Origin of the sequence: Rhodococcus sp. NPDC059179 (assembly GCF_042754885.1) — a bacterium.
Lineage (GTDB): Bacteria > Actinomycetota > Actinomycetes > Mycobacteriales > Mycobacteriaceae > Rhodococcus_G.
In genome coordinates this window covers 13667-28043 of the sequence record NZ_JBHZBV010000014.1, presented here as the reverse complement: position 1 = coordinate 28043, position 14377 = coordinate 13667, and the positions used below count along the sequence as shown (strand labels likewise).

The following is a 14377-nucleotide window of genomic DNA, read 5'->3' as shown; positions in this document are numbered from 1 at the left end:
GCGAGATGTCCTGGAACGATTTCCACGCCCGGCAGGCGGTCCTCGAGGAGGTGTTGACGCGAGCGCGCGTCGACCCGGACTCGGCGTTGCCGTTCGACGAAATTCCCGGCGCGGTCCGTCATTTCGGTTCGCGCGACAATCTCCTGCTGGCATTGCAGCACCGGTGGAGCAACCACCTCGCAGCCAAGCTGGATCAGGCGGGCGCGGACGGCACGCCGTTCGAGGGTGCGTGGCGTCAATTGGCCGCGGAGCAGCCGACGCTGCGGGCACTGCTCGACGCGGGTGCCGCCACGTCCCAGCCGCTGCGCCACGAACAACGATACGAGCGCCGGATCGTCGACTCCTACGTCACCGGACGACCGGCCCGCGAGGGGATCGGCCACCCCGCGATCGTCGCTGCGAAGGCGGCAGGGGCTCGCTCATGACGAATGGGACCGATACCCGCGGCAGTGTCATGGAGCTGACCGACGTGGTGCGCGAATATCACGTCGGTGGGCAGGCGGTCCGGGCCCTGGACGGCATCAGCCTGGCGCTGACCGGCGGTGAGTTCGCCTCGGTCGTCGGCCCTTCCGGCGCGGGCAAGAGCACCCTCCTGCATCTGCTCGGCGCGCTGGACTCCCCGGACTCGGGTTCGATCCGGTTCGGCGGCAACGAGATCGGGACGCTGGGCGACGAACAACAGTCGGAGTTTCGGCGCCATCAGGTCGGCTTCATCTTCCAGTTCTTCAATCTGCTGCCGACCATGTCGGCGTGGGAGAACGTCGCGATCCCGAAACTCCTCGACGGGGTCAGGATGAGCAAGGCGAAACCAGAGGCGCTCGCCCTGCTCGACATGGTCGGGCTCGGGAACCGCACCGATCACCGGCCCGCGGAGCTGTCCGGCGGGCAGATGCAACGGGTCGCCGTCGCGCGGGCACTGATGATGAACCCACCGCTGATCCTCGCGGACGAGCCGACGGGCAACCTTGACTCCAAGACCGGCGCCGCCGTCATGGACCTGCTGTCCGAGGTCGCACACCAGGGCACCGGCCGAGCCGTCGTGATGGTCACCCACAACCTGGACGCCGCCGAGGCGACCGACCGGATCATCACCATGCGTGACGGCCGGGTGTCGTCCGACGAGTCGGTCAGAGCGGTCCCGGTCGGGGTCAGCCGATGATCGGTGCGGCGGCCTCGCGACTGCGGTTGTTCAACCTGCGCGAATTCGCAACACACCCCGGCCGCACGGTGATGTCGCTCGCGGTCGTGGCGGTATCGGCGGCACTGTTGGTCGCGGTCTTCGGGATCTCGGGGTCGGTCACCGGCTCGGCCGATCGGCTCGCGACCAGCATCGGGGGCAATGCGGATCTGGAGGTCTCCGGCATCACGGACAGCGGATTCGATCAGGGGTTGGTGGGGGAGGTCGCCGAGGTTCCCGGTGTCGAAGCAGCCGTACCGATGATCCGGATGCCCCTCGGCACCCCGTCCGAGCGCGTCGCACTGTTGGGCGCGGACGCGCGACTCGCGGCGTTGAGCAGCGACCTGCAACGCACTGTGCAACCCCAGCTCGGATCGCTGGTGAGCGTTCCTGGCGGTGTCGCGATCGGTGCACGCATGGGGCTGACTCGGGGCGAATCCCTGAACCTGGGGTCCGAGTCGGTCACGGTGGCCGCGGTACTCGAGGGCGACGACGTGGACCGGATCAACGGGGGACATTTCGTGATGGCTCCGCTGCCGCTTGCGCAACGCATCGCCGGTCGCGAGGGGCAGATCGATTCCATTCTCGTGGTCGCGGCGCCGGATGTGGACGTCTCCCAGGTTCGCGCGGATGTCGCCGACGTGGTCGGAGGGCGGGCCATCGTGGCCGATCCGAGCCTGCGGACGGCGCAGGCGGGCGGGGGGATCGCACTCCTGCGGTCGCTGACCCTGTCCGCTGCCTCCGGGGCGTTGGTGGTCGCGGCATTCCTGATCTACAACGCGACGAGCATGGCGATCACCCAGCGCCGCCCCGTCATCTCGATGCTCCGGGCCATCGGCGGCCGCCGACGGGTCATCGTGCGCGATGTGCTCGTCGAGGCGGCGCTGCTCGGACTGGTCGGGGGTGCGATCGGCGGGATACTCGGGGTGTTTGTCGGCCGGCTTGCGATCGGTCAGCTCCCGACCGCACTGGTGCAGTCCGTCGAGGCGAGGACCGAGTACCTGCTGCCCGGCTATGCGATTCCGGTGGCTGTCGCCGCCTGCGTCGCCGCCTGCGTCGCGGCGGCCGCGCTGGCGTCGCGGCAGGTCTACAAGGTGGCCCCGGTCGAGGCACTGGCACCGATCGGCGCCGGGCGAGCGGACGAGGTCGGCAGGAAGGTGCGCGTGCTCGCGGGTCTGGCCGGTGCCGCGTTGCTCGCCGCGGCGATCGCCGTCGCGACCGCCGACCTCGGGCGCCTGGGTGTCGGTGCGATCGCATTGGCGTCGGCCGCCCAGATCGCGCTGTGTTTTGCCTTCGGCCCCGCAATCGTCCGGGCGACGTCCGCGGCCGCTCGAACGTTCGGCGCGCCCGGCGCCCTGGCCGCGGCGACGATCGACCGCGCGCCGCGCCGGGTGTGGGCCACCGTGATGACCGTCCTGATCGGCGTCTCGATGACGGTGTCCACCACCGGATCCAATGCCAACGTGGTCGATTCCGCCACCGCGAGCTTCGCCTCGCTCGGCGACATCGACATCTTCGTCAGCTCGACAGACCCGGGCGTGTTCCCCACCTCGCCGCTGCTGCCGGAGGGCGTGGAATCGAGGGTCGCCGAGGTCGCGGGTGTGGCTCAGGTGGTCCCAGGGCAGATGGCGTATGCGACGGTCGGCGGCACCAGGGTGATGATCTCCGGGCTGACGACGGGGAGCGCCGGGCCCCCGTCCAATGCCATGGCCCAGCGGGTCCGCGAACGAGTGCTCGCAGGCGAGGGCGTCGTCCTGTCCCGCGATGTCGCTCGGTCACTGGGACTGTCGGCGGGCGACCAATTGGAGCTGCCCACACCGAGCGGCGTGCATCGCGTCGAGGTGTTGCAGGTGGTCCCGTTCTTCTCGGCGCTGGGCGGCGTACTTGCGATGGACCTGCCCCGGATGCGGGACTGGTTCGACCGGCCGGGCGCCACCATCCTGGGCATTTCCACCTCGCCAGGAGTGGATCGCGATCAGGTCGCAGCCGACATTCGCGCGACGGCGCCAGCCGGTGTCCGCGTGTTCTCCGGTGAGGAGAGCGTCACGGCCGTCAGCGCCTCGGTGCGCGGCGCCACCGTGCTGATCGGAATCATGGCCTGGATCGTCGTCCTCGTCGCGGCGGTGGCCCTCCTGAACACCCTGATGCTCTCGGTTCTCGAGCGCAGGCGAGAACTGGGTGTGCTGCGGGCAATGGGGTCCAGTCGCCGCTTCGCGCTTCGGACGGTCCTCGCCGAGGCCGCCGCCATCGGCGTCGTCGGTGGCGGGCTGGGCGTCGCGTTCGGGGCGGCGAACCAGTATCTGATCTCGATCGCCATGACAAACGTGGTCAGTATCGATGTGGCCTACCGGGCCGGCCCGATGCTCATCGTGTTCGCAACCGCCGCAATCGCATTGAGCCTGTTGGGTTCGATTCCGCCTGCCGTGCGGGCGGCGCGGCTGAACATCATCGAGGCGGTGAGTGTCGACTGACCGGCGGCACGGGTTCTGAATCCCGCGAACGACGGGCCGGACCGGATGCAACCCGCCGTGAACGCGGCGCTGCGGCTGCGGCGCTCGGGAGCCGACAGCGAGGTGCTGCGCATGCTCACGGTCGACGGCAACGTGGTGGTACTCCGCGCAGGCAGGCTCGACGGTGGCGGGCGGGTGGTTCGCGGGCAGCCCGTCACCGTGACGAGAAACGGGCCGCCTCCCAAGGGAAGCGGCCCGTTCGGTGAGGTTCGGTTCAGTCTCAGTCGCGCTCGACGCCGAGGCTGATGCCGCGGGTGGCCAGCCAGGGCAGCGGATCGATCTTGTCATTGCCGCCCAGGTGCACCTCGAAGTGCAGGTGCGGGCCGGTGGAGAAGCCGCGATTGCCCATCCGCGCGATCTGATCGCCTGCCATGACCTGCTGGCCGATCGAGACGTTGGACGAGTCGATGTGCCCGTAGACGGTGACGGTGCCGTCGGCGTGCCGCAGGCGCACCCACATGCCGAAGCCCTGCGCCGGACCGGAGTCGATGACGACGCCGTCGGCGACCGCGTAGATCGGGGTGCCGATGGCGTTCGCGATGTCGACGCCCGCATGCAGCGTGCCCCAGCGGGCGCCGTAGTGCGAGGTGAACGAGCCGACCGCGGGCAGTGCGAACAGGGGGCGGCGGGCGGCGGCCTCGCGGGCGGCGCGCTCCTCGCTGAACCGCTGGCCCTTGGCGAGCAGGTTCGAGAACTGGCTGAGGTCGGTCGGTGCCGCGATGTTCAGGACCTGCGGAGCCTGTGAGGCCGGGTCCGTGGCGGTGTCGGCGGCGAACTGTGCGGCCTGCGGCTCTGCGGTCGCGGCGGTGCTCGATGCGCTGTCGCCCGACGCGAGGTTGAGCTCGGCCGTATCGGTGCTGCTCGGGCTGTCGAGGCCGGCCTGGCCCGCGGCGACGACTGCGCCTGCGGCGACCGCGATGACTGCGGCGCGGCCCTTGAGGGCGGTGGGGGGAGTGGGGATTCGGTGCGCTCCACCGCGGCGAGCGGGAGCTGCGAGATCCGGATCGAAGGAGGTGTCTGGCTGGTCGAGCGAGGTGGAACGGTAGGTCGTGGCGCGCGGGGCTCCGAGACTTGCGGACCCGATGTAACGATCCGGCATGCGATTCGAATATGTCTGCGTGGATGCGTTGTCGCCTGCGTAGTCGAAGCTCGGTCTACTGGGTTCTACCTGCGTCCGGTAGCGAGTTTCTACGGCGTGACCTGCGGGAATCGAATAGACCGTCGTTGCGACCTCGTCGACCGGCTGCTGCGGGACGGAGGCGCCGGACTGGAAGGGTGCGCGATGTCTGGACAACTTGCCGCCTTCCTGTTCGTGATCTGTCTGTGACTTTGACCGAAGCGACGGTAACGAAACGGTTGCGAGGGCCGCAACTCCTAGCGCCATCTCTTTTGGATATGTGAGATGCATCACAGTGTGATAACGGCGGGGCCTGGGAATACGCTGAAACGAGGTTGAAACCGGGCGGGCCGGATTCTTGAGAAGTTCGGTCGAGACCGGCGCCGGCGACCCGCTAGCGTCGTCTTCGTGGCGCCCTCACCCGATCTCAGAACCAGTTCTCGTGCCCGGCCCGAACGCATCGAGGCGGGCGACGGGTTCGATTCGTTCGTTCCATCGCGCAGGCCGGGCCCGATTGCGGTCGCGGCGGTCGTGCTGGCATTACTCGGTGTCGCCGCGATGGCAGTCTCCCCGGCGCTCGGCGTCGTCCGACCCGACACCGGACCTGCCGTCGCCGCGGCTGCGGTCACAGCCCTCGTCTGCGCGGCGCTGGCGCCCGCGTTGGCCGTGCTGGCCTTGTTGGGCCGCAGGCCCGCCGTCGCGGGAACAGTGCTGGCGGGCGCAGGCGCGGTGTCCGTCGGACTGGTGGTACTCGACCTCCACCTCCTCGACGACCCGATCAACGCGAACCGGCTCGAGCTGTTCCGTCCCCTGACTGCCGCGTCGCTCGGCGCGGGTCCCGGTGCCTACGCGATCCTGGCGGGACACGGCCTCGCGGCGGCGGCCGGGTTGCTCGGACTCGTCGCGGCGGCCAGGGCCTCGCACGCCGACGGCTACGGACACTCCGACTACCCGGATCACGACGGGGCGAGCGTCGGTGGCCGGATCGGCAGCGGACTCTCGACTCTCGCGGTGGCGGCCGCGGCGGTCCTCGCCGCGGCGCTCTTCGCGCCGCCACTGCGGTCGACCGATCCGGTGCTGCTCGTACCCGCGGTCATCGAGTCCGCAGCCGCGAACTCGTTGGGCGTGGGCATGATCGGGGTGGCGGTGCTGATCGTGGTAGCCGCTGCACTGGCCGCGATCTCGCCGCTCGCCGCGGCAGGTGCGGTTGTCGGGGCCGCGGTGGCCGCGCTCGGTGTGGCCGGGCCGCGGCTGGTCGCGGGTCTGGTGGCAGGCGACGGTGTCTCTGTCGGTCCTGGCTCGGTGGTGGCGGTCGCCGCGTGTGCGTCGCTGATCGCGGTCGGGTGTGCGATCCCGATGACGGCGGCGGCCCGCGCGCGCCGCGGCCTGGCGCAGCTCCTGGCGCGTTCCGAGGCGGCGGCCGAGGCGGCACCTGCGGTGGAGCGCACTTCCAAGTCCTCCAAGTCCGCCAAGTCCTCCGCCCGCGCACTCGCCGCGGCGGCCGAGCGGACCAGGGTCGGACGCTGGCACGTCGCCACCGCGGTGGTCGGGATCGGCGCCGGCCTGCTCGGCGCGGTCGGCGCGCTGCTACCGGTGCTGTCGGTTCCTGGCGGGGCGCAGGAGCCGACGATCCTGGCGACCCGGGTGGTGCTCGTGGCGGGTGTGGTCCTCGTGACCGCCTGCCTCTGGCTGCTGCTCTCGGAGTTCGCGGCCGTGGTGCGCCCGGCGGTCGGGGTGCTGTGGGCCGCTCAGGTGATGGCGGTCGCGGCGGTGCTGCAGGCGGTCGTGCTCGCCGAGGACCTGCCGGGGGTCGGGCCGGGCCCCGGCGCGGCGCTGCTCGCCCTGTCCGCCGTCGCGGCGGCCGCGACCGGGCTGCTCGCGCTCTGTGCGGGCTCGGCGGAGCGCGACGGCATCGACACCTCCGTCGACCTGCCGGTGCGGCTGCCCGTCCTGATCGTGGGCTCGGTCGCGGCGCTCGCGTCGGTGGCCGCGCTTGGCCTGCCGCTGTACCGCGGCGTCGACTTCGGTCCCGACTCGTTCGCCCAGTGGCCGTGGGGCTGGGACCTGTGGGGGCGCGCTCTCCTCGCGGTCGCGGTGATCGCCGCCGTGCTCGTCGCCGGGCGATCCCGGCCCGCTCGGGGCGCTGCCCTGCTGGTCGGCGCGGCGACGGGAATGTCCGTCTATCTGATCGGGTGGCCGCTGACCAGTGCCCGGGTGGCGGAGCCGGCGATGGGCGTTGGCGCGCTCTGCGCGGTCGTCGCGGTGGTGCTGCTCTCGGTGTCGGCTTTCGTCGCCTTTCGTCAAAATCGCCGGTGAGCTGACCGTCACGACCCCTTGCGCCGTGAGATATGCCACATAGCATCAATGCGGGCGATAGACGATTGATTCAACTAGATAAAGTCCCGAACGGACCCGCTCTTACCCCTCGAGCGGGCGTCAACGCAGACGAGACGGTGAGCAGATGGATCTCTTCGAATACCAGGCGAAGGAACTCTTCGCGAAGCACGGCGTGCCGACGTCGGCAGGACGTGTTACCGACACTGTCGCCGGCGCACGCGAGATTGCCGAGGAAATCGGCAAGCCCGTGATGATCAAGGCGCAGGTCAAGGTCGGTGGCCGCGGCAAGGCCGGCGGCGTGAAGTACTCCGCCGACGTCGACGCGGCCGTCGCGAACGCCGAGGCCATCCTCGGGCTCGACATCAAGGGCCACGTCGTCAAGAAGCTGCTGGTCGCAGAGGCGAGTGACATCGCCGAGGAGTACTACATCTCCTTCCTGCTCGACCGCACCAACCGCACCTACCTGGCCATGTGCTCGGTCGAGGGTGGCGTCGAGATCGAGGTCACCGCCGAGGAGAACCCCGACGCCCTCGCGAAGATCCCGGTGGACGCCGTCAAGGGCGTCGACCTCGCGTTCGCGCGCAGCATCGCCGAGGCGGGCAAGCTCCCGGCCGAGGTGCTCGACGCGGCGGCCGTGACCATCCAGAAGCTCTGGGAGGTCTTCATCAACGAGGACGCGATCCTGGTCGAGGTCAACCCCCTCGTGCGCACCCCCGATGACCAGATCCTCGCCCTCGACGGCAAGGTCACCCTGGACGAGAACGCCGGCTTCCGTCAGCCCGGCCACGAGGCCTTCGAGGACCGGGACGCCACCGATCCCCTCGAGCTCAAGGCCAAGGAGAACGACCTCAACTACGTCAAGCTCGACGGTTCCGTCGGCATCATCGGCAACGGCGCGGGACTCGTCATGTCGACCCTCGACGTGGTCGCGTACGCGGGCGAGAAGCACGGCGGCGTCAAGCCCGCCAACTTCCTCGACATCGGTGGCGGCGCCTCGGCTGCGGTCATGGCCGCCGGCCTCGACGTCATCCTGAACGACGCTCAGGTCAAGAGCGTGTTCGTCAACGTCTTCGGCGGCATCACCGCCTGTGACGCGGTCGCCAACGGCATCGTCGGCGCCCTGCAGACCCTGGGCGATGAGGCCAACAAGCCGCTCGTCGTGCGCCTGGACGGCAACAACGTCGAAGAGGGCCGTCGCATCCTCGCCGAGGCCAACCACCCGCTGGTGACCGTCGTCGCCACCATGGACGAGGCCGCCGACAAGGCTGCCGAACTCGCCTTCGCAGCGAAGTAAAGGGACTAGAACAATGGCAATCTTCCTCACCAAGGACTCCAAGGTCATCGTCCAGGGCATCACCGGCGGCGAGGGCACCAAGCACACTGCCCTGATGCTCAAGGCCGGCACCCAGGTCGTGGGCGGCGTCAACGCCCGCAAGGCTGGCACCACCGTCTCGCACACCGCCGCCGACGGTTCCGCCGTCGAGCTGCCGGTCTACGCGACCGTCGCCGAGGCCATGGAGAAGACCGGCGCGGACGTCTCCATCGCGTTCGTTCCCCCGGCCTTCTCCAAGGACGCCATCGTCGAGGCCATCGACGCGGAGATCCCGCTCCTCGTGGTCATCACCGAGGGCATCCCCGTGCAGGACTCCGCGTTCGCGTGGGCGTACAACGTCGAGAAGGGCAACAAGACCCGGATCATCGGCCCGAACTGCCCCGGCATCATCACCCCGGGCGAGGCGCTGGTCGGCATCACCCCGGCCAACATCTCCGGTAAGGGCCCGGTCGGCCTGGTCTCCAAGTCCGGCACCCTGACCTACCAGATGATGTTCGAGCTCCGTGAGTACGGCTTCTCGACCGCCATCGGCATCGGCGGCGACCCGGTCATCGGCACCACCCACATCGACGCCATCGAGGCGTTCGAGCAGGACCCCGAGACCAAGATCATCGTGATGATCGGTGAGATCGGCGGCGACGCCGAGGAGCGCGCGGCCGACTACATCAAGGCCAACGTCACCAAGCCGGTCGTCGGCTACGTGGCAGGCTTCACGGCCCCGGAGGGCAAGACCATGGGCCACGCCGGCGCCATCGTCTCCGGCTCCTCGGGCACCGCGCAGGCCAAGAAGGACGCCCTCGAGGCCGCAGGCGTGAAGGTCGGCAAGACGCCGTCCGAGACCGCCGCTCTCGCGCGCGAGATCCTGCAGAGCCTCGTCGTCGAGGCCTGAGTGAACTGAGCGGCTGAGCCCGCTCCGGCTTCACCGAACGAGGGGCACCTGCCCGCGCTCACCGCGCGGACGGGTGCCCCTCGGATTTTTTGGGTGTGACAGTTGGTGTGACAGGTGGGGCACAGCGCGCCCAGGTCCGGATACCTCGATATGCGCTAGCGTTCAGTGAGGAATTGACCAGTCGCTCGATGCGGACCCTCCCGAGGAGATGTCATGACTTTCACGCCTGCCGGACCCGGGTACGGTCCGAGCGAGCCGCCGTCCGGACTCGGCTCGAAGGGCCTGCCGTATCTGCTCACCCTCGCCGTCCTGGCGCTCGCCCTCATCAACTTCCTGCTCGGGTTCGCACCGTTCGCGAAGGTGACCACCTTCGGCGACGAGACGCTGACGCAGAGCTCCTTCGAGGCCGGGTACCCGATCCTGGCCCTGGCCTTCCTGCTCTTCGGTGGACTTCTGGCGGGCCTGTCGCTGCTGCCAGGGCAGCCGTACAAGGGAGCGGCCGCGGCCGCGTCCCTCGTGGGGTTCCTCGTCGCGCTGTTCTTCATGTTCAGCCTCTCCGAGGGCGTCTCGCTGGCCGTCGGCGGCGTCACCGGCCTGATCCTGGCGTTCGTCCAGGCGGTGCTCGCAGTCGCGGTGTTGCTGTTCTCGGTGGGACTGCTCAAGCCGCCCGCGCCGAAGCCGGTCGGCTACGCACAGCAGGGCTACGGCCAGCAGCCTCAGGCTTACGGTCAGCAGCCGCAGGGGTACGGCCAGCCGCAGGCACCCGGCCAGCAGGGTTACGGGCAGCCGCAGCCGGGCTACGGTCAGCCGCAGGCGCCGGGCCAGCAGGGTTACGGGCAGCCGCAGCCCGGCTACGGCCAGCAGCCGTACCCCGGCGGCTACGGCCAGCCGCAGGGCTACGCCCCTCCCACGAACCCATACGCCGCACCCGTGCCGCAGCCGGGCTACGGCCAGGCGCCGCAGGGGTACGGCCAGCCGCAGCACGCCGCCCCGCAGGACGCAGCGCCAGCCGCGCCCCAGCAGCCCGAGACCCCGGCCCCGGACGACGGCACCGCGGCCCCGACCCAGGTCTTCGGATCCACCCCGAAGCGGGACTCGGAGTAGCGACACCTGACGCCCCCCGGTGAGCCGGGGGGCGTCGGCGTGTCCGGCGGATGTCGGCGCGCCTGGCGGTCCGCCCCGAACACAGATGTCACCCTCGAGGAGATGAGTTCCTTGCGCAGCAGCGACACCCTCCGCCGCCCGAGTGGGCGGCGGGCACCGGTGGCACCCCGGCCGACGCCGAACGCCGAGCAGATCCGCACCCTGCTGGCGGTGGCGCTGCGGCCCGCGCTCGTGGCGCTTGCGCTGATCGCCGCCTGCATCCTCGTGACGCTCGTCGCGGCGAACAGCGACCTCACCGGCACCAGCGGCGCGGTCGCGGCGAGCTGGCTGGCGGTGCACCAGGTGCAGCTCACCATCGGCGGCGCGTCGCTCGGGGTGCTGCCGCTGATCCCGACCATCCTGATGATCTGGTCGGTCGCGCGCGGCTGCGCGAACGCCGTCGGCGAGCACACCCCGCGGCACGAACAACTGTGGGTGCTCGGCGCCGCGCTCGCAGGTCCGCTCCTGGTCACCGCGCTGGCGCTGGCCGTCATCAAGGATGCGTCGTCGGTGATCGCGCTGGCCCCGCCCAACGCGCTTGCCGCCTTCGCCTGGGTGCTGGCGGTGCACCTGATCGGCGCCGGGATCGGGATGGGCAGCAAGCTCTGGCGCCCGATCTGCGCGCGCCTCGGCGTCCCGGAGTGGGTGCGCGCGGCCGCCAGGCCCGCCCTGCGGGCCGGGCTTGCCCTGCTCGCGTCCGGTGCGGCGCTCACCGCGGTGGCGCTGATCTCGTCGTGGGCGGCGGTCGGCGAACTGCTCGAGGCCGGTGACGGCTTCGGTGGCGCGCTCGGACTCACCCTGCTCTCGATCCTGTACCTGCCGAACCTCGCGGTCGGGTGCGCGGCGATGCTGGTCGGGTCGACCGCGCACCTCGGCGAGGCGTCGCTGAGCGTGTTCAGCGTCGTCGAGGGGCCGTTGCCGTCGCTGCCCCTGCTCGGGGCGGTGCCCGCCGGGCCGAGCGGGGGTGGCTGGCCCGCGCTGCTGGTGATCCCCGCGGTCCTGGGCATCCAGCTCGGACGGGACTGCGCGCACCGCGCGGGCGGTCCGTCGGAGGCGGTGCGCAAGGTCCTGGTCGCAGCCTTCGCGGCGGCCCTCGCCCTGGGGGCGCTCGGCTTCGCAGCAGGCGGCGAGCTCGGTTCTTTCGGGACGGTCGGGGTGGACCTGGCGACGTTCACCGGACTGTCCTTCGCCTGGCTCGCGGTGTTCGGTTCGCTGACCGCGCTCGTCGCGGTCAGGCGTGGGGGACGCGGCAGGGAGCACGAGTCGCGGCAGCCAGCCGAGCAGCCCGATCCGCCGCGGACCTACACGTTGGCCGCCCGCATGCTCGACCGCCCGGTGGATGCGCAGCCTGTGAAGGCGCTGCCCGGCGCCTCGTTCATCGAGGGCGAGGTGCTCGAGGCCGAGCTGGTCGATTCCCCGTCGGACGAGGGGAACACGGCGGCGAGCGGGGTCGCGGACGAGGCGGCCGACGCGGTGGACGCCGAGATCGATGATGCGGTGGTCGATGCCGAGGTGGCGGACGTCACGTCCGATCCGACCGAAGCGGACCTGCCCGACGGCACCCGGACCAGCAGCGACTAGGCTTCTTCCCGGCCGGGGCGCACTCCGGTCGCTGGCCCGCACACAGGAGTAGAGCGCTGACTGCCTCGCGTGAGTACTTCCGCCCCGGCTCGATCGAGCCGGTCCGAGTCGTGGTCCTCGCTTCCGGTACCGGGAGCCTGCTGCAGTCGCTGATCGCGGCCGCGGTCGACGACTATCCCGCCCGTATCGTCGCGGTCGGGGTGGACCGCGACTGCGACGCCGCCGGGCATGCGGAGGCCGCAGGCATTCCCACTTTCCGGGTCGGCCTGCGCGACCACCCCGACCGGGCCGCATGGGATCGGGCCCTGACGAAGGCCACCGACGCGCACCAGCCGGACCTCATCGTCTCCGCCGGGTTCATGAAGATCCTCGGCCCCGAGTTCCTGGACCGCTTCGGCGGCCGCATCATCAATACCCATCCCGCGTTGCTGCCCTCGTTCCCCGGCGCGCACGCGGTGCCCGATGCCCTGGCCTACGGCGTGAAGATCACCGGTTCGACCGTGCACCTGGTCGATTCGGGGGTCGACACCGGACCGATCCTGGCCCAGGAGCCGGTGCCCGTGCTCGAGTCCGACGACGAGTCGAGCCTGCACGAGCGAATCAAAACCGTGGAACGGCGACTGCTGGCGGAGGTTCTCGCCGCCGTCGCCACCCGAGGTGTTATTTCCGATGGACGAAAGGCCGTGATCCCGAAGTGACCGAACGTAAGGCTGTGCGCCGCGCATTGGTGAGTGTCTACGACAAGACCGGCCTCGTCGAACTGGCCACCGGGCTGCACCAGTCCGGGGTGGAGCTGGTCTCCACCGGCTCCACGGCCTCGAAGATCGCCGACGCGGGCATCCCCGTCACCAAGGTCGAGGACCTGACCGGGTTCCCGGAGACCCTCGACGGCCGCGTCAAGACCCTGCACCCGCGCGTGCACGCAGGCATCCTCGCCGACACCCGCAAGGACGAGCACATCGATCAGCTCGTCGAGCTGGGCGTCGAGGCGTTCCAGTTGGTGGTCGTGAACCTGTACCCGTTCACCGCGACCGTCGCCTCCGGCGCGACCCCCGACGAGTGCGTCGAGCAGATCGACATCGGTGGACCGTCGATGGTGCGCGCGGCGGCCAAGAACCACCCGTCGGTCGCGGTGGTCGTCGACCCGGCTCGTTACGCGGACGTGCTGACGGCGGTCGCCGGCGGCGGTTTCACCCTGGCCGAGCGCACTTCCCTTGCCGCGCAGGCGTTCCAGCACACCGCGTCCTACGACGTCGCGGTCGCGAGCTGGATGACCTCGGTCCTCGTGACCGCGGAGGACTCCCAGTTCCCGGAGTGGGTCGGCGCCAGCTGGGACCGCACCGCGGTGCTGCGTTACGGCGAGAACCCGCACCAGGCGGCCGCGCTGTACGAGAACCCGGCGGGCCCCGCGGGACTCGCACAGGCAAAGCAGTTGCACGGCAAGGAGATGTCGTACAACAACTACACCGACGGTGACGCCGCCTGGCGTGCCGCCTTCGACCACGCCGAGCCCGCGGTCGCGATCATCAAGCACGCCAACCCCTGTGGCATCGCGGTCGGCGCCGACATCGCCGAGGCGCACCGCAAGGCGCACGCCTGCGATCCCGTCAGCGCGTTCGGCGGCGTCATCGCCGCGAACCGCGAGGTGACCGTGGAGATGGCCGAGCAGGTCGCCGACATCTTCACCGAGGTCGTGATCGCGCCGTCCTACGCGCCCGGTGCCGTCGAGGTGCTGGCCCGCAAGAAGAACGTGCGGGTGCTCGAGGCCGCGGTTCCGACCGCGACGGGCGTGGAGCTGCGTCCGATTTCCGGCGGCGCGCTGCTGCAGGAGCGGGACGTGCTCGACGCCGAGGGTGACGACTCGGCCAACTGGACCCTCGTCACGGGTGATGCCGCCGACGCCGCGACGCTGAAGGACCTCGAATTCGCTTGGCGCGCATGCCGGGCCGTGAAGTCCAACGCGATCCTGCTCGCCCACGACGGTGCCTCGGTCGGCGTCGGGATGGGGCAGGTCAACCGCGTCGACTCGGCGCACCTGGCCGTGCAGCGTGCGGGGGAGCGGGTCGCCGGTTCGGTGGGCGCGTCGGACGCGTTCTTCCCGTTCCCGGACGGCTTCCAGGTTCTCTCGAACGCGGGCGTCAAGGCGGTCGTGCAGCCCGGTGGTTCGGTTCGCGACAACGAGGTGATCGAGGCCGCCCGCGAGGCAGGCGTCACGATGTACCTGACCGGGGCGCGCCACTTCGCGCACTGACGGTCCGTCACGCACTGAGGTTCCGACCCGAGGTGCACG

12 protein-coding genes are annotated in these 14377 nt (G+C 70.5%); 11 read left to right on the top strand and 1 reads right to left on the bottom strand.

Annotated elements, in window-relative coordinates:
* Positions 1–5: 5 nt before the first annotated feature.
* The 4 genes from ACFXMV_RS20490 to ACFXMV_RS20475 are packed head-to-tail and all read left to right on the top strand — an operon-like array spanning position 6 to position 3933.
* The gene (locus tag ACFXMV_RS20490) at positions 6–425 is read left to right on the top strand and encodes a hypothetical protein (RefSeq protein WP_378498753.1); all 420 of its coding nucleotides are present in this window, start codon (positions 6–8) and stop codon (positions 423–425) included.
* Positions 422–1159 carry an ABC transporter ATP-binding protein gene (locus ACFXMV_RS20485; protein ID WP_378503499.1) on the top strand — a complete coding sequence of 246 codons (738 nt, stop codon included), beginning with the start codon at positions 422–424 and terminating at the stop codon, positions 1157–1159. The genes ACFXMV_RS20490 and ACFXMV_RS20485 overlap by 4 nt, the downstream gene beginning before the upstream one ends.
* Positions 1156–3648 (top strand): ABC transporter permease, encoded by a 2493-nt coding sequence (locus ACFXMV_RS20480; RefSeq protein ID WP_378502104.1) that lies wholly within the window; start codon positions 1156–1158, stop codon positions 3646–3648. Before ACFXMV_RS20485 ends, ACFXMV_RS20480 begins: the two co-directional genes overlap by 4 nt.
* 45 nt (positions 3649–3693) lie before the next feature.
* Positions 3694–3933, top strand: a complete 240-nt coding sequence (locus tag ACFXMV_RS20475; RefSeq protein ID WP_378501100.1) for a hypothetical protein — start codon at positions 3694–3696, stop codon at positions 3931–3933.
* On the opposite strand, the gene ACFXMV_RS20470 is transcribed toward ACFXMV_RS20475, so the two are convergent.
* Positions 3908–4981 (bottom strand): M23 family metallopeptidase, encoded by a 1074-nt coding sequence (locus ACFXMV_RS20470; protein ID WP_378501101.1) that lies wholly within the window; start codon positions 4979–4981, stop codon positions 3908–3910. The two genes, ACFXMV_RS20475 and ACFXMV_RS20470, sit on opposite strands and share 26 nt — an antisense overlap.
* A 231-nt stretch (positions 4982–5212) precedes the next feature.
* Between ACFXMV_RS20470 and ACFXMV_RS20465 the strand changes: the two genes are divergently transcribed.
* The 7 genes from ACFXMV_RS20465 to purH all read left to right on the top strand — a co-directional run bounded on the left by ACFXMV_RS20465 (position 5213) and on the right by purH (position 14338).
* Positions 5213–7120, top strand: a complete 1908-nt coding sequence (locus ACFXMV_RS20465; RefSeq protein WP_378501102.1) for a hypothetical protein — start codon at positions 5213–5215, stop codon at positions 7118–7120.
* A 145-nt stretch (positions 7121–7265) separates the two neighbouring features.
* A complete protein-coding gene (gene sucC, locus ACFXMV_RS20460; RefSeq protein ID WP_378501103.1) occupies positions 7266–8435 on the top strand; it encodes an ADP-forming succinate--CoA ligase subunit beta in 1170 nt (389 codons plus the stop codon).
* 13 nt (positions 8436–8448) lie between these two features.
* Positions 8449–9363, top strand: coding sequence for a succinate--CoA ligase subunit alpha (gene sucD, locus ACFXMV_RS20455; protein WP_378503498.1), 915 nt, complete (start codon positions 8449–8451; stop codon positions 9361–9363).
* A 213-nt stretch (positions 9364–9576) separates the two neighbouring features.
* Positions 9577–10467 (top strand): DUF5336 domain-containing protein, encoded by an 891-nt coding sequence (locus ACFXMV_RS20450; RefSeq protein ID WP_378498720.1) that lies wholly within the window; start codon positions 9577–9579, stop codon positions 10465–10467.
* A gap of 102 nt (positions 10468–10569) precedes the next feature.
* A complete protein-coding gene (locus ACFXMV_RS20445; protein ID WP_378498719.1) occupies positions 10570–12087 on the top strand; it encodes a DUF6350 family protein in 1518 nt (505 codons plus the stop codon).
* A 56-nt stretch (positions 12088–12143) separates the two neighbouring features.
* A complete protein-coding gene (gene purN, locus ACFXMV_RS20440; RefSeq protein ID WP_378498721.1) occupies positions 12144–12785 on the top strand; it encodes a phosphoribosylglycinamide formyltransferase in 642 nt (213 codons plus the stop codon).
* Positions 12782–14338: a bifunctional phosphoribosylaminoimidazolecarboxamide formyltransferase/IMP cyclohydrolase gene (purH, locus tag ACFXMV_RS20435; RefSeq protein ID WP_378498718.1), complete on the top strand. Its 1557-nt coding sequence runs from the start codon at positions 12782–12784 to the stop codon at positions 14336–14338. Before purN ends, purH begins: the two co-directional genes overlap by 4 nt.
* The last annotated feature ends 39 nt before the right edge of the window (positions 14339–14377 follow it).